Annotated in this window: 23 protein-coding genes, 1 tRNA gene and 2 pseudogenes; 18 read left to right on the top strand and 8 right to left on the bottom strand. The window is 68.0% G+C overall.

The window, feature by feature from the left end; genetic code table 11:
- Positions 1–1,111 precede the first annotated feature (1,111 nt).
- The 7 genes and pseudogenes from HDA44_RS38885 to HDA44_RS14775 form a co-directional block, all read left to right on the top strand.
- A pseudogene (locus HDA44_RS38885) lies at positions 1,112–3,403 on the top strand (Rne/Rng family ribonuclease); the annotation flags it as partial.
- 171 nt (positions 3,404–3,574) lie between these two features.
- Positions 3,575–3,916 carry a 50S ribosomal protein L21 gene (gene rplU, locus HDA44_RS14800; RefSeq protein WP_184834749.1) on the top strand — a complete coding sequence of 114 codons (342 nt, stop codon included), beginning with the start codon at positions 3,575–3,577 and terminating at the stop codon, positions 3,914–3,916.
- A 7-nt stretch (positions 3,917–3,923) separates the two neighbouring features.
- Entirely contained in the window at positions 3,924–4,184 is a 261-nt protein-coding gene (gene rpmA, locus HDA44_RS14795; protein ID WP_130381076.1) for a 50S ribosomal protein L27, read from the top strand.
- Positions 4,185–4,441: 257 nt separating this feature from the next.
- Positions 4,442–6,019 (top strand): GTPase ObgE, encoded by a 1,578-nt coding sequence (gene obgE, locus HDA44_RS14790; protein WP_184834747.1) that lies wholly within the window; start codon positions 4,442–4,444, stop codon positions 6,017–6,019.
- 4 nt (positions 6,020–6,023) lie between these two features.
- Positions 6,024–7,136, top strand: coding sequence for a glutamate 5-kinase (gene proB, locus HDA44_RS14785; RefSeq protein WP_184834745.1), 1,113 nt, complete (start codon positions 6,024–6,026; stop codon positions 7,134–7,136).
- A gap of 163 nt (positions 7,137–7,299) precedes the next feature.
- Entirely contained in the window at positions 7,300–7,803 is a 504-nt protein-coding gene (locus HDA44_RS14780) for an HXXEE domain-containing protein (RefSeq protein WP_202887373.1), read from the top strand.
- Positions 7,800–9,050, top strand: a complete 1,251-nt coding sequence (locus HDA44_RS14775; RefSeq protein ID WP_184834743.1) for a glutamate-5-semialdehyde dehydrogenase — start codon at positions 7,800–7,802, stop codon at positions 9,048–9,050. Before HDA44_RS14780 ends, HDA44_RS14775 begins: the two co-directional genes overlap by 4 nt.
- A gap of 26 nt (positions 9,051–9,076) precedes the next feature.
- On the opposite strand, the gene HDA44_RS38540 is transcribed toward HDA44_RS14775, so the two are convergent.
- On the bottom strand, positions 9,077–9,451 hold the full coding sequence (locus HDA44_RS38540; RefSeq protein WP_184834741.1) for a 4'-phosphopantetheinyl transferase superfamily protein: 375 nt from the start codon (positions 9,449–9,451) through the stop codon (positions 9,077–9,079).
- Between the two features lie 319 nt (positions 9,452–9,770).
- Positions 9,771–10,349 (bottom strand): PadR family transcriptional regulator, encoded by a 579-nt coding sequence (locus HDA44_RS14765; RefSeq protein ID WP_184834739.1) that lies wholly within the window; start codon positions 10,347–10,349, stop codon positions 9,771–9,773.
- Positions 10,350–10,415: 66 nt separating this feature from the next.
- Between HDA44_RS14765 and HDA44_RS14760 the strand changes: the two genes are divergently transcribed.
- Positions 10,416–11,342 (top strand): alpha/beta fold hydrolase, encoded by a 927-nt coding sequence (locus HDA44_RS14760; protein ID WP_184834737.1) that lies wholly within the window; start codon positions 10,416–10,418, stop codon positions 11,340–11,342.
- A gap of 122 nt (positions 11,343–11,464) precedes the next feature.
- On the opposite strand, the gene HDA44_RS38535 is transcribed toward HDA44_RS14760, so the two are convergent.
- Positions 11,465–12,325 carry a winged helix-turn-helix transcriptional regulator gene (locus tag HDA44_RS38535; RefSeq protein WP_184834735.1) on the bottom strand — a complete coding sequence of 287 codons (861 nt, stop codon included), beginning with the start codon at positions 12,323–12,325 and terminating at the stop codon, positions 11,465–11,467.
- Between the two features lie 89 nt (positions 12,326–12,414).
- On the opposite strand from HDA44_RS38535, the gene HDA44_RS14750 reads away from it, so the two are divergent.
- On the top strand, positions 12,415–13,611 hold the full coding sequence (locus HDA44_RS14750; RefSeq protein WP_184834733.1) for an MFS transporter: 1,197 nt from the start codon (positions 12,415–12,417) through the stop codon (positions 13,609–13,611).
- Here HDA44_RS14750 and HDA44_RS14745 read toward each other — a convergent pair.
- Positions 13,544–13,993 carry an Lrp/AsnC family transcriptional regulator gene (locus HDA44_RS14745; RefSeq protein WP_184834731.1) on the bottom strand — a complete coding sequence of 150 codons (450 nt, stop codon included), beginning with the start codon at positions 13,991–13,993 and terminating at the stop codon, positions 13,544–13,546. The two genes, HDA44_RS14750 and HDA44_RS14745, sit on opposite strands and share 68 nt — an antisense overlap.
- 144 nt (positions 13,994–14,137) lie before the next feature.
- Here HDA44_RS14745 and HDA44_RS38050 point away from each other — a divergent pair, with 144 nt between their 5' ends.
- From HDA44_RS38050 to HDA44_RS14715, 7 genes and pseudogenes are all read left to right on the top strand, one after another.
- On the top strand, positions 14,138–14,266 hold the full coding sequence (locus HDA44_RS38050) for a hypothetical protein (protein WP_272956418.1): 129 nt from the start codon (positions 14,138–14,140) through the stop codon (positions 14,264–14,266).
- Positions 14,267–14,355: 89 nt separating this feature from the next.
- A complete protein-coding gene (locus HDA44_RS14740) occupies positions 14,356–14,511 on the top strand; it encodes a hypothetical protein (RefSeq protein WP_184834729.1) in 156 nt (51 codons plus the stop codon).
- A gap of 29 nt (positions 14,512–14,540) precedes the next feature.
- Positions 14,541–15,143, top strand: coding sequence for a nicotinate-nucleotide adenylyltransferase (gene nadD, locus HDA44_RS14735; protein WP_408954233.1), 603 nt, complete (start codon positions 14,541–14,543; stop codon positions 15,141–15,143).
- Between the two features lie 8 nt (positions 15,144–15,151).
- Positions 15,152–15,511: pseudogene (gene rsfS, locus HDA44_RS39085) on the top strand (ribosome silencing factor); the annotation flags it as partial.
- 257 nt (positions 15,512–15,768) lie between these two features.
- A complete protein-coding gene (locus tag HDA44_RS14725) occupies positions 15,769–16,413 on the top strand; it encodes a histidine phosphatase family protein (protein WP_184834725.1) in 645 nt (214 codons plus the stop codon).
- 460 nt (positions 16,414–16,873) lie between these two features.
- Positions 16,874–16,946, top strand: a tRNA-Ala gene (locus HDA44_RS14720).
- A gap of 389 nt (positions 16,947–17,335) precedes the next feature.
- Positions 17,336–17,713 (top strand): nuclear transport factor 2 family protein, encoded by a 378-nt coding sequence (locus HDA44_RS14715; protein WP_202887372.1) that lies wholly within the window; start codon positions 17,336–17,338, stop codon positions 17,711–17,713.
- A 501-nt stretch (positions 17,714–18,214) separates the two neighbouring features.
- Here HDA44_RS14715 and HDA44_RS14710 read toward each other — a convergent pair.
- Together HDA44_RS14710 and HDA44_RS14705 are read right to left on the bottom strand one after the other, a co-directional pair.
- Positions 18,215–19,153, bottom strand: coding sequence for a GNAT family N-acetyltransferase (locus HDA44_RS14710; protein WP_184834723.1), 939 nt, complete (start codon positions 19,151–19,153; stop codon positions 18,215–18,217).
- A 277-nt stretch (positions 19,154–19,430) separates the two neighbouring features.
- Positions 19,431–19,979: a hypothetical protein gene (locus HDA44_RS14705; RefSeq protein WP_184844905.1), complete on the bottom strand. Its 549-nt coding sequence runs from the start codon at positions 19,977–19,979 to the stop codon at positions 19,431–19,433.
- Here HDA44_RS14705 and HDA44_RS14700 point away from each other — a divergent pair.
- Together HDA44_RS14700 and HDA44_RS14695 are read left to right on the top strand one after the other, a co-directional pair.
- Positions 19,860–20,288 (top strand): NUDIX domain-containing protein, encoded by a 429-nt coding sequence (locus HDA44_RS14700; protein ID WP_184834721.1) that lies wholly within the window; start codon positions 19,860–19,862, stop codon positions 20,286–20,288. The two genes, HDA44_RS14705 and HDA44_RS14700, sit on opposite strands and share 120 nt — an antisense overlap.
- 2 nt (positions 20,289–20,290) lie before the next feature.
- A complete protein-coding gene (locus tag HDA44_RS14695; protein ID WP_202887371.1) occupies positions 20,291–20,719 on the top strand; it encodes an NlpC/P60 family protein in 429 nt (142 codons plus the stop codon).
- A gap of 99 nt (positions 20,720–20,818) precedes the next feature.
- Here HDA44_RS14695 and HDA44_RS14690 read toward each other — a convergent pair whose 3' ends face one another.
- Positions 20,819–21,622 (bottom strand): SDR family NAD(P)-dependent oxidoreductase, encoded by an 804-nt coding sequence (locus HDA44_RS14690; protein WP_184834719.1) that lies wholly within the window; start codon positions 21,620–21,622, stop codon positions 20,819–20,821.
- On the bottom strand, positions 21,619–22,968 hold the full coding sequence (locus HDA44_RS14685) for an MFS transporter (protein WP_202887370.1): 1,350 nt from the start codon (positions 22,966–22,968) through the stop codon (positions 21,619–21,621). The genes HDA44_RS14690 and HDA44_RS14685 overlap by 4 nt, the downstream gene beginning before the upstream one ends.
- Positions 22,969–22,982 lie beyond the last annotated feature (14 nt).

Here is a 22,982-nt window from a genome sequence, read left to right as displayed (position 1 = left end):
GGTCGTGGAGACACCCGCGAAGAAGACCACCCGCAAGCGCACCACGAAGAAGGCCGCCTCCACCGCCGACGCAGCCTCCGCCGACCCAGCCTCCGCCGACGCAGCCTCCGCCGGCAGCTCGTCGGCAGCGGGCCGCTCAACTGGTAGCGCCTCGGCCGATCGTGACCTGGTGACGACGGATTCCCCGGTCACCGACGGTCCCGGCGCTTCCGCTGACACCTCAGGTACGCGGGAAGTAACCGCCCCACGCAAGCGCACCACCCGCCGCCGCACGACCCCCACCGACACACCCGCTGCCGAAACCACCGCGGACTCCGGGGTGGCCGCTGATGGTGCTGCTGGTGGGAGTGGGAGCTCCTCGGGTGGCGCGTCGGTTGAGGAGACGGGTGCTCGGCGTACGCGGCGTCGGGCTGCCGCGCCTGCCGCGGTGCTGTTCCAAGCGCCGACGCAGGACAACCCGGCCCAGCAGGCACCGGCTCAGGCCGCCACTCCGCTCGAAGCCGCGGCAGCCGCAGAACCAGGCGCCGACGAGCAGCCGACCACCCGCCGCCGTACTCGCCGTGGCGCGTCCGCTGACGCCGAGGACACCGGCTCGACCACGAGCACCCGACGGGCCCGTCGTGGTTCTGGCGCCGACGGTGCACAGTCGGTAGCCGGGCAGGACGCCGCGACCGACGGCTCGCACGGCTCCTCCACCAACCGTTCGCGCGGCTCTTCCACCGACGGTTCGCACGCCTCCGCCACCGACGGTTCCCACGGCGCCTCCACCGACGGTTCCCACGGGGCCTCCGCCGGTGACTCGCGCACTGGTGACTCGGGTTCGGGCGAGGTTGATGGTGACGGTGGGACGCGTACCCGTACCCGTCGTACTCGGCGTGGGGCGCCGTCTGCTGACGCCGCGCAGGCGGCTGACGGTTCGCAGGCTGGTGTTGCCGACGGTACGCAGGCTGCGAGCGGTGATGCTGAGGAGAGCGGTTCGACTCGTACACGTACGCGTCGCAGCCGTCGGGGTGCTGAGACCAGCGTGGTTGATGCCGAGGCCGACGCGCCGGCTGAGGCCGACGCGCAGGTGGACGGGCCCGCGGATGGGCACGGGGACGACGGCGAGGAAGGTGGCGAGGGGACTCGCCGCCGGCGCCGGCGCCGGGGTGGCCGTCGTCGCCGCAAGGGCGGAGACGCCGACGGTGCCGATGACAGCACCGACGAGCACTCCGACGACGACCAGGACGACGACACCGACCGCGACGGCGCGGGACGCGGAGCCAAGCAGGACGGCGGCCGCGACGGGCGTGACGGCGCCAAGGACGGCGCAAGGGACGGCGGTAAGGACGGGGCCAAGCAGGACGGGTCTGACAGCGACTCCGCCGACGACGAGCACGACTCGGACGACGACGAGGGCGGCAGTGGTTCGTCCCGGCGGCGCCGGCGTCGGCGTCGCCGTAAGGGCGAGGACTCCGGTTCGTCCCCGGACGACCCGGACGAGACAGTCGTCCGCGTCCGCGAGCCGCGTAGCAAGAACACCGCGAACGAGATCACCGCGGTCGAGGGTTCGACCCGTCTCGAGGCGAAGAAGCAGCGCCGCCGGGAGGGCCGCGCCGCCGGCCGTCGCCGGGCGCCGATCGTGACCGAGGCCGAGTTCCTGGCCCGGCGTGAGTCGGTCGAGCGGACGATGGTGATCCGGTCCCGCGAGGACCTGACCCAGATCGCGGTCTCCGAGGACAACGTCCTGGTCGAGCACTACGTCACCACGGCGGAGCAGACGTCGCTGATCGGCAACGTGTACCTCGGCCGCGTACAGAACGTGCTGCCGAGCATGGAGGCCGCCTTCATCGACATCGGCAAGGGCCGCAACGCCGTCCTGTACGCCGGTGAGGTCGACTGGGCGACGCTCGGCGGCGCGAACGGTCCGCGCAAGATCGAGCAGGTCCTGAAGTCCGGCCAGTCCGTCCTGGTACAGGTGACCAAGGACCCGATCGGTCACAAGGGCGCCCGGCTGACCAACCAGATCAGCCTCCCGGGGCGGTACGTCGTGTACGTACCGCGCGGTGGCAACGGTGGTATCAGCCGCAAACTGCCGGACACCGAGCGGAACCGGCTGAAGACGATCCTGAAGGACATCGTCCCGGACGAGGCCGGCGTGATCGTCCGGACCGCGGCCGAGGGCGCGTCCGAGGAGGAGCTGACCGCCGACGTCAGCCGCCTGCAGGCTGCCTGGGAGGACATCGAGAAGAAGTCCAAGAACGGCCAGGCACCGCAGCTGCTGTACGGCGAGCCGGATCTGCTGATCCGCGTCGTCCGGGACCTGTTCACCGAGGACTTCGCGAAGCTGGTGATCTCCGGCGACCAGGCGTACGACCAGGTCCGGGAGTACGTCGCCGGGGTCGCGCCGCACCTGGTCGACCGGGTCGAGAAGGCCCACAACGACGTGTTCGCGAACTACCGGATCGACGAGCAGATCAAGAAGGCGCTGGACCGCAAGGTCTGGCTGCCGTCGGGTGGTTCGCTGATCATCGACCGGACCGAGGCGATGACGGTCGTCGACGTGAACACCGGCAAGTTCACCGGCTCCGGCGGGAACCTCGAGGAGACCGTCACCAAGAACAACCTGGAGGCGGCCGAGGAGATCGTCCGGCAGCTCCGGCTCCGCGACATCGGCGGCATCATCGTGATCGACTTCATCGACATGGTGCTGGAGTCGAACCGGGACCTGGTGCTGCGCCGGCTGGTCGAGTGCCTGGGCCGGGACCGGACCAAGCATCAGGTCGCCGAGGTGACCTCGCTGGGACTGGTCCAGATGACCCGGAAGCGGATCGGGACCGGTCTGCTCGAGGCGTTCAGCGAGAACTGCGACCACTGTGGTGGCCGCGGGCTGATCCTGCACGACGAGCCGAAGGAGTCCCGCCGCCGCGACAGCCGCAACAACGGTGCCGCCGCGAACGGTGGGAACGGCAACGGCAACGGTCAGGAGCACGGGAAGGCCGCGCAGCCGGAGGAGAGCGGGCGGAAGAGCTCGCGCCGGCGTCGCGGGAAGAACCGTGGCGAGGACGAGCCGGCCGCCGAGGCGGAGGCGCCGCAGCACAACGGCGACGCCGCCCAGAGGCTGGCCCAGATCGCGGCCGCGTCGGTGAAGAAGGACGACGAGCCGGGTACGCCGTCAAGCGCGGACGCGGATACGCCGGAACCCACCGGCTACCCGATCGCCGGCACCGAGGCCCACGTCAGCCCCGAAGCCACCGGTTTCCCCGCCGCCGACTCGACCGAGTCCGCGGACGCGGCGCAGAACGGGGCGGGTAAGTCGACCCGGCGGCGGCGTAGCAGCCGGAGCCGTAGCAAGGCAACTACCGATGGTGATGGGGCAGGTGGCTCGACCGACGCCGCCGAGCTCGTCAGCACCCACGGTTGAACCGATTTCGAGTTTGCCAGCCCAGGGCTGTAAGCTTGTGGTTCGGTGCGCTCCCGGCGCACCGAACCTGTGCTCGGTGTGTAAGTGTGGGAAACGAGTTCGGCTCGTAGCAGTCCCGCCCACACCATCACACTTGTAAGTTTTCCGATCCAGCAGAGAGTGAGATCCACGGTGTACGCGATCGTGCGCAGTGGCGGCACCCAGCAGAAGGTCGCCGTCGGCGATGTCATCGAGATCGACAGCCTGACCGAGAAGGTGGGCGACACCGTCGCGCTGCCGGCGGTCCTCGTCGTCGATGGCGACACCGTGACGGCCGACGCTGCGGCGCTGGCCAACGTGGCTGTGTCGGCCGAGGTCCTCGGCCGTACCAAGGGCCCGAAGATCAACATCCTCAAGTACAAGAACAAGACCGGTTACCGCAAGCGCCAGGGGCACCGTCAGCACTACACCCAGGTCAAGGTCACCGCGATCGACGCCAAGAAGCTGTCTTCTTCGGCAAAGAGTGGGAGCTGATCTAGACATGGCACACAAAAAGGGAGCGGCCTCGACCCGCAACGGTCGTGACTCCAACGCGCAGCGGCTCGGCGTGAAGCGGTACGGTGGCCAGCTGGTCAACGCCGGCGAGATCATCGTCCGGCAGCGCGGCACCCACTTCCACCCGGGCAACCTGGTCGGCCGTGGCGGCGACGACACGCTGTTCGCGCTGGCCGAGGGCCACGTGGAGTTCGGCACCCGGCGCGGTCGCCGCGTCGTCAACATCGTCCCGGCCCCGGCGGAGTAACACCGCCACCCGGACGAAGTACAAGCTCTGCACAAGGGCGGGTCGCGGAATACCGCGCACCCGCCCTTTTGCTATGTAAGCAACAGCGCTATGTAAGCAGTTGCCCTCCTCGCCATTTGAGTGGTTAACCGCTGAGCTTGCCCCTTCACCTGCCGCATGCAGGTGGTGAAGGGGCAACCTGAGGGGTGAACCAGTCAAATGTGGTGGGGGATCAGCAGCAAACCGGATCAGCAACAACTGGCAGGAAGTGAAGACCGATGGCCATCCCCAGCTTCGTCGACCGCGTCACGGTGCAGGTCGCCGCGGGCCGCGGCGGAAACGGGTGCGCCTCGGTGCACCGCGAGAAGTTCAAGCCGCTCGGCGGACCGGACGGCGGGAACGGCGGTGACGGCGGCAGCGTGATCCTGCGCGTCGACCCGGACGTGACCACGCTGGTCGACTACCACCGCTCCAGCCACCGCACCGCGACGAATGGTGCCCAGGGCAAGGGTGATCACCAGGCCGGCAGCAACGGCGGCGACGTCGTCCTCGGTGTCCCCGAGGGCACGGTGATCAGCGCGGCGAACGGTGAGGTGCTCGCCGACCTGGTCGGGCCGGGCGCGGAGTTCATCGCGGCGCAGGGCGGCAAGGGCGGTCTGGGCAACGCGGCCCTGGCCAGCAGTTCCCGCCGCGCGCCCGGTTTCGCGCTGCTCGGCGAGGACGGCGAGGAGCGTACGCTCGTCCTTGAGCTGAAGGTGGTCGCGGACATCGGCCTGGTCGGTTTCCCGAGCGCCGGCAAGTCGTCGCTGGTCGCCTCGATCAGCCGCGCCCGGCCGAAGATCGCCGACTACCCGTTCACCACCCTGATTCCGAACCTTGGCGTCGTCATCGCGGGCGACACCACGTTCACGGTCGCGGACGTACCCGGCCTGATCGAGGGTGCGAGCGAGGGCCGTGGGCTCGGGCACGACTTCCTTCGGCACGTGGAGCGGTGCGCCGCCCTTGTTCACGTGATCGACTGCGCGACGTACGAGCCGGGCCGCGATCCGTTGAGCGACCTGGACACGATCGAGGCCGAGCTGAAGGCGCACGGTGGGCTGGAGGACCGGCCACGAATCGTTGCCCTGAACAAGATCGACGTCCCGGACGCGCGCGAGATCGCCGAGATGGTGCAGGCCGAGCTGGAGCAGCGCGGGTTGCGGGTGTACCCGATCTCGACCGCGTCGCACGAGGGTCTGGAAGCGCTCAAGTACGCGATGGCCGACATCGTCGTCCGCCGCCGCGCGGAGCAGGAGAAGCCCGACACCACGCGGATCGTGATCCGGCCGCAGGTGCAGGGTGGTCCCGAGTTCAAGGTGAAGCAGCTGCCGGAGGACGGCGGCTGGCTGGTGCAGGGCGACAAGCCCGAGCGCTGGGTACGGCAGACCGACTTCGCGAACGCGGAGGCGACCGGCTACCTGGCGGACCGGCTGAACCGGCTCGGCGTCGAGGAGCAGCTGATCAAGCTCGGCGCGCAGGCCGGGGACGCGGTGATGATCGGCGACGGGCCGAACGCGATCGTGTTCGACTTCGCTCCCGATGTCGCGGCCGGCGCGGAGATCCTGGCCCGCCGCGGTGAGGACCACCGGCTGGAGGAGGATCGTCCGGCGGCGCAGCGGCGGCGGACGAAGGACAGCGAGTACCACGCGTACCGGTCGGGGGAGCGGGCCGAGGACTGGGCCGAGCACGGCCAGGACTGGGACGCCGACGAGGTGGACATGTCCCCGGCCGAGGCGAAACGGGCCGCGGAGGCGGCCGCGAAACTGGCGCGCAAGGAAGCGCGTGAGCGAGCGGCGGAGAACACAGAAAACGGTTGATGTCATGGACCAGCGCGCGGAGGCGTTGAACGCCACGCGAATCGTCGTGAAGGTCGGCTCGTCGTCGCTGACCCAGCGCGGCAAGATCGACCACGAACGACTCCGGCTGCTCGTCGACGCGATCGCGGCGCGCCGGGTGGAGGGCACCGAGGTGGTGCTGGTCTCCTCCGGCGCGATCGCGGCCGGGCTGGCGCCGATGGGCCTGCGGACCCGGCCGCGCGACCTGGCCACGCAGCAGGCGGCGGCGTCGGTCGGGCAGGGTTTGTTGATGGCCCGGTACAGCGACGCGTTCGCGGCGCATGGTTTGCGGGTCGGGCAGGTGTTGCTGACGGTCGACGACGTGACGCGGCGCAGTCATTACCGGAATGCGTACCGTACGTTCGCGCGGCTGCTCGAGCTCGGTGTCGTACCGATCGTGAACGAGAACGACACGGTTGCCACCACCGAGATCCGGTTCGGTGACAACGATCGGCTGGCCGCGTTGACCAGTCATCTCGTACACACCGATCTGCTGTTGCTGCTGTCGGACGTGGACGGGCTGTACGACGGGGATCCGCGGAAGCCGGGTACGTCGATGGTGACCGAGATTCGCGGCGCGGCCGATCTCGAACCGTTGGCGATCGGCAAGAGCGGCGCGTCCGGTGTCGGTACCGGCGGGATGCAGACCAAGGTCGAGGCGGCCGCGATCGCTACCGAGGCAGGGATTCCGGTCATTTTGACGTCGGCCGGGCGGGTCGGCGAGGCGCTCCGTGGCGAGCCGGTCGGGACGCTGTTTCATCCGACCGGGCGGCGGCGTAAGTCGCGGCTGTTGTGGCTGGCGCATGCGACGTCGGGACAGGGCGTACTTCGGCTGGATGAAGGGGCCGTTCGGGCCGTCACGCAGCGGCGGGCGTCGCTGCTTCCGGCCGGGATCACTGGTGTGGAAGGGACTTTCGGGGCGGGTGACCCGGTTGATCTGGTGTCGCCGTCGGGGGTGACGATCGCGCGCGGGCTGGTCAACTACGACGCCACGGAGCTGCCTGAGTTGCTGGGGCGTTCGACGCGGGACCTGGCACGGGAGCTCGGAGCCGCGTACGAGCGCGAGGTCGTGCACCGCGACGACCTGGTCCTGCTGTGAAGCCGGCGTGGTGAAGGCAGTGTGGTGAAGTCGGTGCGGCGCCGGCCGTGCGGGTGACGGCGGTGCGGGTGACGGCGGTGCGGGTGACGGCGGTGCGGGTGACGGCGGTGCGGGTGACGGCGGTGCGGGTGACGGCGGTGCTGGGTTTGAGGAGGGTGCTGGGGTGAAGAAGGTGGCTTGGGGGTTGCTTGCGGCCTGGATCGTTCATGATCTCGAGGAGCTTGCGACGATGCCGTCGTTCTCACGGTCGCCTGACCTGCCGCAGCCGTTGCCGAAAGTCCTGCCGATGTCCGGCGGCGAGGCGGCGACCGCGATCGGTCTGACCGGGGTCGTGATGGCGGCGGCGTCCGCTGCCGGGGCGGCGACCGGTGGGCGGAGCAGGTTCTTCCAAGCGTCGTTGATCGGCTTCGGGTGGCACGCCGGCACGCACCTCGCGCAGTCCGCCGTACTGCGCCGCTACACCCCGGGCCTGGTCACCACGCCGCTCGTTGTGATCCCGTACAGCGTGTGGGCCTGGCGGCGGTTGAAGGCGGCTGAGGTTCCGATCGCGCCGAGTGACCGGCGGCTGGACGTCGCGCTGGCGGCGGTCGTACCGCTCGCGCACGTGGTCGCCCGGTTGCCTCGGCTGCGACGCCGGCTACGGACGAGTTCTAGGATGAACAGGTGAGCGAGATCATCGAGCTGGCCAGGCGGGCGCGGGTCGCGTCGTACGTGCTGGCGGAGGCTTCCCGGGCGGCGAAGGACGCGGCACTGCACGCGATGGCGGCGGCGCTGCGGGCGAACACGGACGCGATCGTCGCGGCCAACGCGAAGGACGTCGCGGCAGCGCGCGAGGCTGGTACGCCGGAATCGACCGTCGACCGGTTGGCCCTCGACCCGGCGCGGGTCGACGCGATGGCGGCCGGGCTGGAGCAGCTTGCCGGGCTCAATGATCCGGTCGGCGAGGTGGTGCGCGGGTACACGCTGCCGAACGGCCTTGAGCTGCGTCAGGTCCGGGTGCCGTTCGGTGTCGTCGGGATCATCTACGAGGCGCGGCCGAACGTGACGGCCGACGCGGCGGGGATCTGCCTGAAGTCCGGCAACGCCGTGCTGCTGCGCGGTTCGTCGTCGGCTGCCGCGTCCAACTCGGCGATCATCGCCGTGCTGCGCGATGCGGCCGAGACGAGTGGGCTGCCGGCGGATGTGGTGCAGGGCGTACCGACGGATCGTGCCGCGGTGAAGGAACTGATGCAGGCGCGCGGGCTGGTCGACGTACTGATCCCGCGTGGTGGTGCCGGGCTGATTCAGACGGTGGTCAGCGAGTCGACGGTGCCGGTGATCGAGACCGGGGTCGGCAACTGCCACGTGTACATCGATGCCGACGCGGATCTTGAGCTCGGGTTGGAGATCTTGCTGAACTCCAAGATCCAGCGGCCGAGCGTGTGCAATGCTGCCGAGTCGTTGCTGGTTCACGCTGCGGTCGCCGACGAGTTCTTGGCACGAGCACTGCCTGCGCTTGCGCAAGCCGGTGTCACCGTCCATGGTGACCCGAAGGTAGTTGCTGCTGGCAATGACTCCGCTGTGGTGGCGGCTGATGAGGACGACTTCGGTACCGAGTACAACTCGCTTGATCTGTCGGCGGCTGTGGTGGATTCGCTTGAGGCCGCGGTTCAGCACATCCGGCGGTACAGCTCCGGTCATACCGACGCGATCGTCACCCGGTCGCAGTCGGCCGCGCGTCGTTTCACTCAGGCGGTCGACTCGGCCGCGGTGGTGGTGAACGCCAGCACTCGGTTCACCGACGGCGGTGAGTACGGCTTCGGTGCCGAGATCGGTATCTCCACGCAGAAACTGCACGCCCGCGGCCCGATGGGCCTGCCGGAGATGACGTCGACGAAGTACATCGTCACCGGCGAGGGCCAGCTCCGAACCTGACGAGCCGCTCAAACCTGACGAGCCGCTCAGACCTGACCGTCGGCTCCGAAGTTCAACGTTCGCACCACCGGCGGCTCGTCGGCGACGACGGCCAGGGCCGCCCGGTGGTCCGCGCCGACGTCGAGTTCCCGTACCTGAATCCCGTCCGGAACCTCAGCCCGCGGATCGCCGCGCAACCCCTCGCCGGTCGCCTTCACCACCGCCTCTTTCCGGGTCCAGTACGTCGTGAAGACCCGCGCCTTCTCCAGCCCTTCGTACTTGCGGAGGTTCTTCTGCTCAGCGTCCGGGAACGCGAGCCGTGCGATCGCGTCGACGTCCACTCCCGGGTCGACCTTCTCGACGTCCAGCCCGACCACGTGATCCGAGAAGGCCACTCCGACCAGCTCACCGGAGTGAGTCACGGACAGCTCCACCCCGTCCGTACGCACCTTGCCATGCGGTCTTCCACACTCGGCGCAACTCCGATCCAACCTGATATTTGCTGGAGGCAACGAAAATCGCGCCCCGAGCACCTGGCGCGTAATCGTCACGCCCAGCAAGAACCTGGCCCGGTCCACTTCGCGCGCGTACGCGGCCAACCGCCCCCGCTCAACCGAATCCAGATCCGCTGCGTACTCCGCCCGAACCGCCCCGACCTCCGCCCACCAAACCTCCACCGCGGTCCCACTCATACCCGCTCCACCACACCGTGCCGCGTCATACCGGTCACACCGTGCCGGGTCATACCGGTCCGGGGGTCCAGGTGAGTTTGCCCCGGTTGAGGTCGTGGAGGACGCTGTCGATCCACTTCGCCTCCGCCACCGTCACCGCGACCTGATACTCGGTCTCCAGGAGCGCGAACCGGGGGATCGACTTTCCCTCCACTTCGGTCCGGAGCTCCAACTGCAGCTCTGAGATGCGCTTGGTCAGCTTCTCCCGGCGCTCGGTGAGCAGCTCGCCGGCGGTCTCCGGCGGCACCAGCATCACGAACGACAGCGCCGCCGGAAACTCCGGATACTCGTTCCGCGGCGTCGTCATGATCTCGCCCAGCCACTGCCGGCAGGTCGCGCGCCCGTCGTCGGTCAGGTGGTACACGGTCCGCTCGGGATACCGCTCGTCCCGCTCGGTCGCGCCCGCGGTGATCAGGCCGCCTTCCTCCAACCGCACGATCATCCGGTACAGGGTGGTCCGCTGCCCGACGTTGACGACCTGATCCTTGCCCCACTGCTTGAGCAGCCGCTGCAGCCCGTACGGATGCAGCGGACCGTTCTCCAGCAGGCCGAGGATCGCGAGCGCGAGCGGTGAGCGTCGAAAGGTCACGAACCTAGCGTATATGGTCAAAGACACTAGTTGCAATGTAACTAGATCGCATGTAACTATCGATCCATGAGGACAGCAGAACTGACCCAGGGCACCGTCACCTCACGCGACGGCACCGAGATCGGGTACTACAGGACCGGGGCGAACGACCAGGCTCCGGCCGTCGTCGTCCTGCACGGAAGCATGGAGTCCGCCCGCAGCCACCTCCTACTGGCGGAGGCGCTGGCGGACGAGTTCACCGTGTACCTCCCGGACCGCCGCGGCCGCGGACTCTCCGGACCTCACCGCCCCGGCCACGGCGTCCGAACCGAAGTCGAAGACCTACAAGCCGTCCTGTCCGCAACCGGCGCCGAACTGGTCTTCGGCGTCAGCGCCGGCGGAGCAGTAGTCCTGGAAACCACCCGCACCACCGCCGGCACCGCCGACACCAGCGCCGGTACCCTGCCGGCGTTGCGGAGGGTTGCGGTTTATGAGCCGGCGCTGGTCGCGGATGCGGCGCCGCATCGGGCCTGGTTGGCCAGGTTCGACGAGGAGATCGCTCGCGGGGATGTCGCCGGTGCGATGGTGACGAGCATGTTCGGGTTCGAGATGGCGCCGGCTTTCCTCAAGGTGATGCCGCGAGGTCTGCTCCGGTTGATGACCGAGAAGATGATGGCGAAGGATGAGCGTCAGGCCGCCGCCGGTGCGGTGACCATGCGCGGCCTGGCGCCGACGATCCACGCGGAAGGCACGATCGTCGCGGAACTGGCCGGCACCTTCGATGCTTTTCGTGCGGTTCAGGCCGAGGTTCTGCTGATGGGTGGCAGCAAGGGTCTCCGTGGCCTCACGCCTGGCCGGGACGCGCTGGAGAAGGTGCTCCCGCACTGCACCCGGATCGAGTTCGACGGCTACGACCACGGCTCGTCCTCGGACCCCGGCGGCCTCAACCCCACCGGCAAACCCGAAGCAGTACGCCGAATCGCCACCGAACTGAAGTCCTTCTTCAACCGCTGATCACCCACACACCGAGCAGGTGCCGGCGATCAAGCAGTCACCGCCTGTCCTCCACGCACCCGAGAGTGGGTTGGCGTCGCGCGGTGATCGCCCCCCGCCCGTCGGCTGGGTGTTGGCGGGCTTCAGCCAGCGAGTGCCCAGTCGACCGCTTCGGCGATGTCGGTTACGGGGTAGCGGACTCGTTCGATCACCCGGTCCGCGCCGACGACGAGTACGACGCGCTTCAACCGCTCGTACCCACCGGCCCGGAATGTCGGCAACCGCAGCGCCGCCGCCAGCTCCAGCTCGACATCCGACAGCAGCAGATGCGGAATCTCCTCCGCCACGGCGAACGCCTGCTGCTCATCCGTCCGCTGTGTACTAACCCCTCGCACCGCAATCCCACGCGCCTCGAACTCATCCCGCCGCCCGGCGAACAGCCGATTCTCCAATGTGCACCCAGCAGCGCCCGCGATCTCGTCCCACCCGTCCGGCAACGGCGTAGGCCGCCCGGTCGCCGGATACCCGAAGATCACCGTCGCCCGCGCGTCCGCGTCCACCACATCCACCGTCGTACCAGCAGTCGACGGCAACTCAACGTACGGCACCCGCTGCCCGATCAACTCGTGTAAACGCAGCGCAGGCGGCTCATCCGCCGCATTCGTCCCCGTCAGCGATCCGTCCCCGAGCAGCCAGCGATCGCCCCAGTCCTGAAGTGCGACCAGCACCGGCAAGAGCGCCCGCCCGCGCGGCGTCAGCCCGTACGCGTATCGAGTCGGCCGTTCCTGGTACGCGGACCGCTCGACGATCCCGCTGTCCATCAGCCCGTTCAGCCGCTCGGTCAGCACCTTCCGCGAGATCCGCAACGACTCGGCCAACTGGTCGAACCGTTCCAGCCCGCGCGCCAGGTCGCGTACGACCAGCAGCTCCCAGCCGTCGCCGATGACGCCGAGGGACTGCGCGATCGCACAATCCGGTTCGGGCGCGAAACTGCTCCGCCGCACGTCGTCACTCCTTCGCTTCCCGGTTGCCGCTGGGCCGATCCGTCAAGTAAGTTCCCAACTGGAACTCACTCTATCCGACGGGAGCGCGGATGTACTGGCGCCGGATCGCGGACCTGCCCGCCTGGCTGAAAGCCGTCATGCTAGGCCAGCTGGTCAGCTCGGCCGGCGCCCTGGCCTGGATCTACCTCACGCTGTACCTGGTCGAGGATCGCGGCATGTCCGCGCAGCAAGCCGGTTTCGCCGCGGCGGCGTACGGGGTGGGTCTGCTCGGCGGCAACCTCACCGGCGGCTCGTTCGGCGACCGATTCGGTCTGCGTACGGCGGCAGTCGCCAGCCAGCTCCTCTGGGCGATCACTTGCGTCGCGATGCCCTTCACCCCCGGCGCGGCGCTCGCTCTCGTCGCCGCGCTGGCCGGCCTGTTCGGCGGCGCCGCCCGCCCCAACCTGAGCGCGCTCGTCGCCACCGCCCTTCCGGCCGAACGCCGCCGTGAGGGCATCGCGCTGTCCCGCACCGCGAGCAACGCGGGCTTCGCGATCGGTCCGCCCCTCGGCGGCCTGCTCGCGGCGTACGACTTCTCGCTGGTCTTCGTCATCGACGCCGTGACCAGTCTGGTGATGGCCGCGATCGTCTGGCGCTGGGTACCGAGTGCGCGCCGTACGCGGACCAGGCCCACCGGACTCTGGCGAACCGTCCTCCGCGATCGCCAGGTGCTGGTAGTACTGGCGACGATCGTCGTCGTGGACACGGCGTACCGGCAGATCTTCGCCACCATGCCACTACTACTGCGTGATGCTGGTACGCCAGCAGTCGCATACGGCGTACTGATCGGAGTCAGCTCAGTAGTGATCGTCCTGTGCGAGGCGCCGCTTGCCGTACGCCTCCGTGGTCACCGTGCCACCCGAGTGATCGCCACCGGTTTCGGACTGGTCGGCCTCGGACTCGCGGTGCTGGGCGTCTGGCCAGCGCTGGCCGGTGCGGCGCTGGCGATCGTGGTGATCACGGCAGGGGAGATGCTGTACAAGCCGACTGCCACCGCCCACGTAGCCGATGCCGCGCCAGAGGGCATGGTCGGCCGGTACTCCAGCCTGTACGCGGCTGCCTCGATCAGCGGCATGTTCCTCGGCCCAGCGATAGGCGGTGTGGCGTACGAGCACGCGCCGCGACTGCTCTACCCAGTCGCTGCAGGTCTCGCACTACTAGCGGGCGCCGCACTGCTACTTACTCGGGCAGCGGCGCCGGACGCCCTTCCCAGCGAGTCGACAGCACAACCGTCGTCCGTGTCCTGACTACTCCGTTCACACGGCGCAGCGACCCGACCACTGCCTCCAGCTGGGTCACGTCCGCGACGCGTACCTTCACCACGAGCTCCTGGTCACCAGCCACGAACCAGCAGTCCTCGACCGCGACGATCTCGCGGACCTGGTCGACGATGTCGTCGGTCTCCACGTCGTCACGCTGGAACAGGCCGATCAGCGCGCTGGTCCCGAGGCCGACCTGATCCGGCGCGACCACGGCGCGGTAGCCGAGCAGTACGCCCCGCTCCTCGAGCCGCCGGACCCGCTCCTGGACGCTCGGTCCGGACAGCCCGACGACCCGGCCGAGCTCGGCCCAGCTGGAGCGCCCGTTCAGCCGCAGTGCCTCGATCAGCTGTCTGTCGATCGCGTCCATGATTCCTCCTGTTCACCGCAGATTCCAAGGTTGGGAATCAAATCTGCCTTTAATTCGTTTGTAAGAGAGTAGTTCATACCGTACAATTTCAAGTACCGGGGCCGGTCCGCCCCGGGTACGCCGCACCGACCCAGTGAAGGAATCATGATCACCCCCGACGTTGCCCGTGCCCAGATCGACGAGCGGCACCGGGTGGCCGCCAAGGCGCGCCGCGCGCACGCCGTACCGTCCACCTGGCGCCGGCTGCTGACCCGTAACCTCCGCCACAGCTGACCTCACCTTCCGCGACCGGTGTGCCCCCGTCGAGTGTTCCGGGCCACCGGTCGCTGTCGTTCCCGGGGGTACGAGATAGGCTCTGCATCATGTTCTCGATCCTCGTGCCCCAGGTGGCGCCCGTGGCGGCGGCCGCCGAGGCGTCGCACATCTCGAAGTGGTGGTTCGGCGGGTTCACTCTGTTCGTGCTCGTCCTGCTGCTGGCCATCACCGTCATCATGGGCAAGGGCCGGCCGCACAGCTGACCGGCTGGTGATGGGCTGACGTGGCTGCAGTGGAGCGGATACGACGCATCGGCGTGATGGGCGGCACGTTCGACCCGATCCATCACGGCCACCTGGTCGCGGCCAGCGAAGTACAGGCGTACTTCGACCTCGACGAGGTGATCTTCGTACCGACCGGCCAGCCGTGGCAGAAGTCGGACCGCAAAGTCAGCCCGGCCGAGGACCGCTACCTGATGACCGTTATCGCGACCGCGTCGAACCCGCGGTTCTCGGTCTCCCGGGTGGACATCGACCGGCCCGGCCCGACGTACACCATCGACACCCTGCGGGATCTGTCCAGGCTGTACCCGGACGCCGAACTGTTCTTCATCACCGGCGCCGACGCGCTCGCCCAGATCCTCACCTGGCGGGACGTGGACGAGACCTTCAAACTCGCCCAGTTCGTCGGCTGCACCCGGCCCGGGACCGAAGCACTCGAGCTGCCGCTCGACCAGCTGCCGATGGACCGGATCACGCTGCTCGAGGTGCCGGCGCTGGCGATCTCGTCCACCGAATGCCGGGCCCGGGTCGCCAAGGGCAACCCCACCTGGTACCTCGTACCCGACGGGATCGTCCAGTACATCGCCAAGCGTGAGCTCTACACCAATCGTTAGGACGTTTTATGCCTGCCAGTGAACGCGCCATCGAGCTGCTGACCGCGGCCGCGGAAGCGGCCCACGACAAGAAGGCCGAGAACGTCCTCGCCTTCGACGTGTCCGAGCAACTCGCCATCACCGACGCGTTCCTGGTCGCCTCCGCCTCCAACGACCGCCAGGTCCGCGCCATCGTCGACGCGATCGAGGACAAACTCCGCGAGGACCTCGACGCCAAACCAGTACGCCGCGAAGGCGCCCGCGAGGGCCGCTGGGTACTGCTCGACTACCTAGAGATCGTCATCCACGTCCAGCACGCCGAAGAGCGCAGCTTCTACTCCCTGGAACGCCTCTGGCGCGACTGCCCCACCATCCCCCTCCCCACCCCCGACGGCACCCCAGCTGCCTCAGCCGGCTCAGCCGCCCCGGCTGGCTCATCCGACGCGGCTGCCCCGTCCGCCCCGGCCGACCTGGCTGGTGCGCCGGACTCCACCTCCGGGGCCGACGCCGTCACCACTGCGGCCTCCGCCTCCTCGGCTGACCCGGCTGCTACGCCCACCTCCGCCGCCCCGGTCTACTCCGCCACGCCGGCTGACTCAGCTGGTGCGACTGACTCCGCCTCCCCGGCTGACACCGCCGGCCGCGCATGAGCGCAGGCCGGCTGATCGTCTGGCGTCACGGCCGGACCGAGTGGAACCTGCAGGACAAGATCCAGGGCCAGGCCGACATCCCCCTCGACCCGATCGGCGTCGACCAGGCCCGCGCCGCCGCCGCCCGGCTCGCGACCCTCGCCCCCACCCGCCTGTACGCGAGCGACCTGCAACGCGCCGCCGCCACCGCCGGCCAGCTCGCCACCCTGACCGGCCTCGAGATCGAGTACGACAAAGCACTCCGCGAGATCGACGTCGACGACTGGGCCGGCCTCACCATGTCCGAACTCGCCGCCCGGCACCCCGAAGCCGCCACCCGCATCCGCAGCGGCGAATCCCAGCGCCGCGGCAGCAACGGCGAAACCGTAGAAGAAGTAGCCGACCGCTTCGCCGCCGCCCTGGCCAGAATCGCCGACCAAGGCACCCCCGAAGACACCATCGTCATCGCCACCCACGGCCTGGCAGCCCGCGTAGGCATCTGCCTCTTCCTGGGCATCCCACACCCCAACTGGCCCGCCTTCGGCGCCCTCTCCAACTGCAACTGGGTCTCCCTACTCCCAGGCCGCCAAGGCTGGCGAATAGAAGAATGGAACGCCGGCTCCCTCCCCGAACCACCCCTAACCGAAGACCCCCAACGCTAGAACCCGACACCGCCCCCACGCCCGCCAACCGGACACCGCTCCGCAGCGGCAGCCCCTTACTGCCTCCGGCAGGCCGCAAACCGCCCAACGCCGCACTGTCCTTAGCGATTACATGTACGGCGCCCGGCGACGACACCGCCTCGCGACGACACCGCCTCGCGACGACTGTTCCTCCACCGCCTCCAGCGGCCCGCAGACAGCCCTCTCACGCGCTGCACCGGGCGGAAGGACACCAGGTGAGTAGCGACGATCCGTACCTCCGTGAGACCCACTGAATGGACCGTTCGTACGCTCCGTGAGTCCTACCAACGCCCACGCAGACCTGCTCAGCACAGCCCTGCCAATGACCCGATTCCCCAACGACTCCACCCGTGGCCCACGCCACACCAGCCCCACTACAGAACCGATTTTTCTTTGCCGCCCTCCATCCGCTAAGCTTTCCGAGTCGCAAGGACACCGCGGGGCTTTGGCGCAGTTGGTAGCGCGCTTCCATGGCATGGAAGAGGTCAGGGGTTCGAATCCCCTAAGCTCCACCGCAGATCAGAGGCCGGTTCCCCACTCGGGAAACCGGCCTCTTGCATGACCCGGGAGGCTAAAGGGAGGCTGTGGGTCCGAATCGCTCCCGACCCCGGGAAGACCACGTTCATCTTGACTGCGCCGGTCTGGATGACCGGCCGTAGTTCATGCCGGTAGACCCTCTTGGCCACTGGGGTGCTCTTGTGCCCAACCAGCTGCTCGGCTCGCAGGAGGCCGCTACTGCTGGCGAGTCCGAGTTGATGCAGGTGCCGCCGCAGTCGCCATTTCCTTGGAAGTGCGGTGATGTCATGGTGGTCCGCTGTGCAGTTCTGCGACCGGGTAGGTATCCGTGTACTGACATCAGAGGTAATCGACATGTGCCGTGGTGAGGTCGCACGATCGATGTATGACTGAATCTGTTGCTGCTGCGAATCGTCGGCTGACGATGGCCGCGTTCGCCGAGTTCGCGGCAGGAAACATTGATGTGCTCTCTGACGTGCTCGCGGAGGGCTTCGTCGAGCACAGTCCCGGTAACCCGTCGGGTAGGGACGCTTTCATTGACTACGTTCGATCGGCGCCCGTCTCTCGTGCCAAGCTCGACCTCAAGCGGGTGGTCGCGGATGACAAGTATGTCGTCATGCACTACCGCATGGCCGAGGACGGTGACCTGAATGGCACCGCTGTCGTCGACATCTGGCGGCTGGAGGACGGAATGATCGTCGAGCACTGGGACGTCGTGCAGCCGGTGCCCGACCCCGTCGAGGTTCCGAACGGCATGTTCTGAGTCGGCGGAGGGGAGCCGTCTTGCTGAAGGTGACCAAGGCGCGCCTCGACAACTTGCGCGGCGCCTGGCGACCGTGAGTCCAACGGCGCTGGTGCCGCGCTGAGTACACGCCCTCCGGCCGCTGGCGCGATTCGCGGGGTCGTGATGCCGGCCTGGTACTTGAATGACTCCGGCTGTGCGTGGCTCCTCGTTTGGTTGGGCTCGGGTCGAGTTGCGCAGCTGTCGAAATTGGCGAGCTGGTCGTGTCCGGTGATGGCGATCTGGCTGTGCCGCGGATCGCCGGTGCCTAGGCAAGCGGCTGTATGAGCAGGAGCGTCCGGTCGGCAAGGCGTCAGCACTCCAACGAGGTGTCGAGCGGGTCGTGGTCGGCCAGCTTGCCGGCGTAGAGCTGGTTCTTGAAGTTTGCGTCGATCATGACGGTCAGCCAGCCGGGACCGGTGGGGCCGAAGGTGTTGATCGGTTGCAGTCCGGCGTGGGCGAGCTAGCTGCGTTCGGAGTGCCTCATGCAGCGCCGAGTGGCGGGTGGAGTCGTTTTGCTAGGTCGGCGATGTTGGCTGTGATGAGGAGGCGTCGGGTCAGCTCGCGGAACCCTGTGCGTGCGTTGACGGTTCGCATGCCGGTGTTGGCGATGGCGGTGGTGCTGGACAGACGGCGAACGCTCGGCCTCTCGTCCGCGAGCCGGAGGGCCATTGCGGCCTTCACCCAGGTGGCCAGTCCGAGTCGTCGGTGTTCACCCACGACGACTGTGTCCTCCTGGCCCACGTCGACGGCTGAGCGGCCAACCTCCACCGCGGTGAATGCCGCCACCGTGGACGAACCAACGACAGCGGCGGTGACCCACAGCTCGGCACCGCGGTCGGCGCGTTCGCGCTCACTCTGGCGTACGAGGCCGCGATCCCACTTCACGACCGCGCCCGTCGGGAGATGGTTGTTCGGCGCATCGGCGATCGCGCGCTTTGCCAAGGCGTAGGAGTCGACCAGGGCGTCCGGCGTACGGCCAGACCAATGCACCAAGCGGTACCCGATGTGGTCAGTATCGACGACGCGCCTAAGGGCAGCACGGTCGAGGGTTTCGAAGTCCAGCACGTTGATGACGAGTTCGTCGCCGATCGCGGCGCCGAGATCGAGCGCGAATCTCGCGCCGGGTGTATCCGCGAGGACCGTAGTGGCGAGAATCTCCATACCTGCTGCCTGCTGATCACGGACCACTTCAGTGAGAAGCGACCGACCGACACCGTTGCCACGCATGTCGGGCAGGACATAGATGCGAGCAAACGCCGTCTTCGGCTCGCCGGCGGGACGGACCTCCGCGGAACCAACTACAACCCCGTCGAGAGACCCAGCCCACCGAGTAGTGCTCGGATCGGTGAGCTGCTCGCGGAGCCGCTCAGAGGGCTGAGCAGGTGCAGGAGCATACTCGCCGCGCTCGATCGCACCCACCGTACGCATCACCTCGCCCCAAGCCGCAAGGTGTAGATCGTCGATCTCGTCCCGCAGTACATCAACACCGACACGAGGGCTTCGCACGACCCCAGACTAGACACCATCCAGACCATGATCGCGCTGGAAGGTCGGGTGCATCGTTCAGCGTGGCGCCGCACTTGCCTGTACACCAATGGCTTTTCTGCAGCCGACTCCGAACCGTCCCGGTCTAAAAGGCCGTTGTGTGCAAGGGGATGAGCCGTGTGCTTGACAGGTATCCGTCGGTGAGATGCGATCATTGCGCGTGCGGTGGAGTGAGTTCGCCAGGCAGCCGATGACGTGGCTCGGGATGGTCGCTGCGGTGTGTACTGGCTACGGGGGGATCGCGGTGATCGAGCTGACGTCCCGGGCTGACCCGGCCCAGGACTTCTTGAGCTCGGGTGTTCATGCAGGAGCGGATTCCGTGATTCTGGATGTCCAGGTTGGGAGGGGCGCTCCTCAGCTCGCGGACGTGCGAGTCGAATTCAAGTCCGCGGATCAGCAGCGCATTCGAACAGCGCTGGCGTGGATCGATTCGGGTACGCCGATCCCGCGCGATGAGGAGCATCAGCGCCCTGACCCAGGCAGCCGCTATGCGGCCCCGCTCAGGATCCTCTACCTTGCAGATGATCCACCCGCAGCGATCCAGCGGTTGGGGGAGGGTGTTCGCGGTTAGGGTGGGGTTGTGGTTGAACGGGTGCGGATTGCGGTTGGTGTGTTGGTGCGGGACGGCCTTGTGTTGTTGGTGCATCGGCATCCGGCGCGGCGGGTGTATCCGGACTGTTGGGACCTTGTCGGTGGTCATGTTGAGGAGGGTGAGTCGCCTCGGCAGGCGGTTAGGCGGGAGTGTCTTGAAGAACTCGGGGTTCAGGTACACGACCCCGTGCCCGTCCCGATGAGGATCAGTGACCCGAACCTCGACATGTACGCGTTCCTCATCACGCGCTGGGACGGAGAACCGGTCAACGCCGAGCCGGAGGAGCACGACGACCTGCGCTGGTTCCGGCCGAGTGAACTCGCGGACTTGAAACTGGCACACCCGGCCGGCCTGCCGAGCATCCTCAGCGCTATCGAGGCGGGTCAAACGCCACGCCCCGAAGCATCGGACGATTGAGGTTGTTCGACCAACTGCCGGCCGCTTTCTGGGGCGTGCGGTACGTGGGCGCGCGGTTTCCGGGTTCCAGCGCGGTACGCGATCGTCCCGGGCTTGCGCTGGGCGCGAACTGTCAGCTGTTCGCGTACGAGGTTCTCCGGCACTTCGGCTTAGCGATACCGGCTCTGCGATCCAGCGAACTCTGGAGCGACACGCAGGCCACGATTCGCGTACGAGTTGCGCGGCCGCTCGATCTGTTGCTGTTCAACGCGACAAACGATGCATATGGCGCCCACGTGGGGATCTGGGCGGAAGAGGGACGCGTACTTCACCTGTGCGCGGAGGCAGGACGCCCGGCCGTCTGGGAGATGCCAGAGTTCGCGAAACGCGAGCGCTACCAGAGCCTCATCGGAATCAAGCGCGTCATCGCCACCTCTCCGCCTGACAGTTAGAACTACCCAGCTCCCGCTCAGTTCGCCGAGCTGAGCGAGATCCAGCGAAGGCTGACAGAGCGTAACCTCGCGTCTGGTTCAACTGGCTCCGGGTGGTGGCTACGCCGGTAGTAGGCGCCTGGTGAGTCGGTTGAGGTGGGCCGCTGCCGCTGGATTGAAGGTGGGGTGATGGAGGCTGAGTTGGGTGTCGAGCATGAAGGCGCTCAGGGGGTCTCGGGGTGGGTTCTCGAGGAGGTTGATGATCGGCGCGATGGCTTGGTCGATCGGCTGGGCGGTGCGTTTCATGTCGGCGATTTGTGCGGCGGTGGCGGGGTCGAATTCCCCCGCGAAACCAGTCTTGGTGCCGCCGGGGAAGTGCAGGACGTAGCGCACCCGCCGCAGTCCCGTGGCGAACGAGACTCCGAGGAGGTCGTTCAGGCGGCCGCCTTGAGCCATGGCGGCCCAGCCGTCGTAGCTGTGTTCGAGGCCGAGGTCCTCCCAGTTCACTGTTGGTGGGCCGACGCCGGGGCCTGCGACGTTCATGATCACGGGACTCTCGGCAGATTCCATTCGGTTGGCCAGGCCGTACGAGAGCAGGAAGCGGCTCAGGTAGAAGAGGGCGAAATTGTGCTCGAAACCCTCGGTGGTCACCAGCCGGTGAGAGCGGAAAAAGCGTGCGCACAGGACCAGCGCGTCGATCACTGGGGTCACCTCCTCCAGTACGTTGATGACCCGCCGGTTCTCGCTGACCAGGCTGAGGTCGGCCTGGATGAACCGCCCGAGATCCCCGGCCAGTTCGAGAAACCGGTGTCCTTTCGCGAGGTCCGGCCCGATGACGACGACTCGATTGCCTCGTTCCACGTACGTACGGGCGAGGGCCGCGCCGATACCGGAAGTGCCGCCGGTAATGACGACCGTCTTCATCGGGTCATCCTCGGGCGCAGCCGGATCGCGGTCAGGAGCGCCGCGGCGGCTACCAAGGACATGAGCAGGAACGCATCCGAGTACGCGGCACCGTCGGCGGTTGCATGGAAGGGATTCGTCGCAGCCCTGCCGCTTTCGCGCAGCGCGGTCACCAGCACGCCGAACACAGCCGGCCCGGCGCCGGCACCAAGGAACTGCGCGCCTTGCAGGAGTCCGAGGCCCACGCCGACCTGTGCCGCGGGCAGTGAGCCCGCCGCGGCGCTGATGATCGGAGTGATCACGAAAATGAAGCCGATACTCAGGCCGAGCACGCCGACTCCTGCCGGCAGGACCGACGTGTTCCCCGCGAAAGTCGACAGCAACAGCGCGAACACACCGATAACCGCGAGGCCGGACAGTACGAGCGGCCGGGTACCGATCCGGTCGGCGAGCCGCCCGATCAGAGGTGAGAGCACGGCGACGGCGATGCCCGCGGGGATCATGACCAGTGCGCCTTCGCCCGGTGTGAGGCCGTTGACCTCGACAAGCAGCAGCGGCACGTACACCAAGGCTCCCAGGTTCACGGCCATTGCCAGGAACGCGATCAAGACCGAGACACGATAGGTCCGGTTGGCGAAAAGTGCTGGCGGCACGAACGGATGCGCGACTCGAACCGTGCGCCATCCGAAGAGTATGAGCGCCAGCACTGCAACCGAGATGCTCGCCCAGGACTCCGGCGCCGATAGCCCGGCGACCTGTAACTGTGTGATGCCGAACAGCAGCAGCCCAGCGCCGAGGCCGAGCAGCGCACCACCGACGAAGTCGAACCTGCCGGCGTGAGATGGCCGGTGGTCCGGAAGTACGTGCAATGCCGCGGGAAGAAGGACGAGCGAGATGGCGAACATGAACCAGAAGAGCGCGGACCAGCCGAGGTGCTGGCCGATCCCGCCGCCGAGTGCCGGCCCGGCAGCCGTGCCGATGCCCGCGGCCGCGGAGAGTACGCCGATGCCCGTGCCGCGCCTTCCTTCGGGCATCAGGCGCGTGACCGCGACGATCGCGAGCACCGGAATCGCGGCGGCGCCCGCACCGGTCACGATTCGGCCGGCGACCAGGGCGGGGAGGTTCGGGGCCAGCGCGCAGACCAGACTGCCCGCGGCGTAGACCGACAGCGCGAACCCGAAGAGCCGCCGGAGGCTGACGCGGTCGGAGATGCGGCCGTAGCAGGGGATGCCGATCGAGAACATCAGCAGGAAACCGGTGACGACCCAGGCGAGCTCTGCCTCGGAGGCGCCGAACTGTTTTCCGATCGAAGGCAGCATGAGATTGACCATGTCGCTGGCGACGACCGTGACCAGCATCGCCGGCATCAGCAACGCCAGCA

Origin of the sequence: Kribbella solani (genome assembly GCF_014205295.1) — a bacterium.
Classification (GTDB): domain Bacteria; phylum Actinomycetota; class Actinomycetes; order Propionibacteriales; family Kribbellaceae; genus Kribbella; species Kribbella solani.
Note: the sequence above shows the minus strand (reverse complement) of the source record. Positions and strands in the feature narration are given on the sequence as shown.

Bases quoted from the DNA above. Each gene is read 5' to 3' on its own strand.
- rpmA (WP_130381076.1), top strand. From the start codon at position 3,924: ATGGCACACAAAAAGGGAGCGGCCTCGACCCGCAACGGTCGTGACTCC.
- obgE (WP_184834747.1), top strand. From the start codon at position 4,442: ATGGCCATCCCCAGCTTCGTCGACCGCGTCACGGTGCAGGTCGCCGCG.
- proB (WP_184834745.1), top strand. From the start codon at position 6,024: ATGGACCAGCGCGCGGAGGCGTTGAACGCCACGCGAATCGTCGTGAAG.
- HDA44_RS14760 (WP_184834737.1), top strand. From the start codon at position 10,416: ATGAGGACAGCAGAACTGACCCAGGGCACCGTCACCTCACGCGACGGC.
- HDA44_RS14750 (WP_184834733.1), top strand. From the start codon at position 12,415: ATGTACTGGCGCCGGATCGCGGACCTGCCCGCCTGGCTGAAAGCCGTC.
- HDA44_RS14745 (WP_184834731.1), bottom strand. From the start codon at position 13,993: ATGGACGCGATCGACAGACAGCTGATCGAGGCACTGCGGCTGAACGGG.
- HDA44_RS38050 (WP_272956418.1), top strand. From the start codon at position 14,138: ATGATCACCCCCGACGTTGCCCGTGCCCAGATCGACGAGCGGCACCGG.
- HDA44_RS14740 (WP_184834729.1), top strand. From the start codon at position 14,356: ATGTTCTCGATCCTCGTGCCCCAGGTGGCGCCCGTGGCGGCGGCCGCC.
- HDA44_RS14725 (WP_184834725.1), top strand. From the start codon at position 15,769: ATGAGCGCAGGCCGGCTGATCGTCTGGCGTCACGGCCGGACCGAGTGG.
- HDA44_RS14715 (WP_202887372.1), top strand. From the start codon at position 17,336: ATGACTGAATCTGTTGCTGCTGCGAATCGTCGGCTGACGATGGCCGCG.
- HDA44_RS14705 (WP_184844905.1), bottom strand. From the start codon at position 19,979: ATGACCACCGACAAGGTCCCAACAGTCCGGATACACCCGCCGCGCCGG.
- HDA44_RS14690 (WP_184834719.1), bottom strand. From the start codon at position 21,622: ATGAAGACGGTCGTCATTACCGGCGGCACTTCCGGTATCGGCGCGGCC.
- HDA44_RS14685 (WP_202887370.1), bottom strand. From the start codon at position 22,968: ATGCCGGCGATGCTGGTCACGGTCGTCGCCAGCGACATGGTCAATCTC.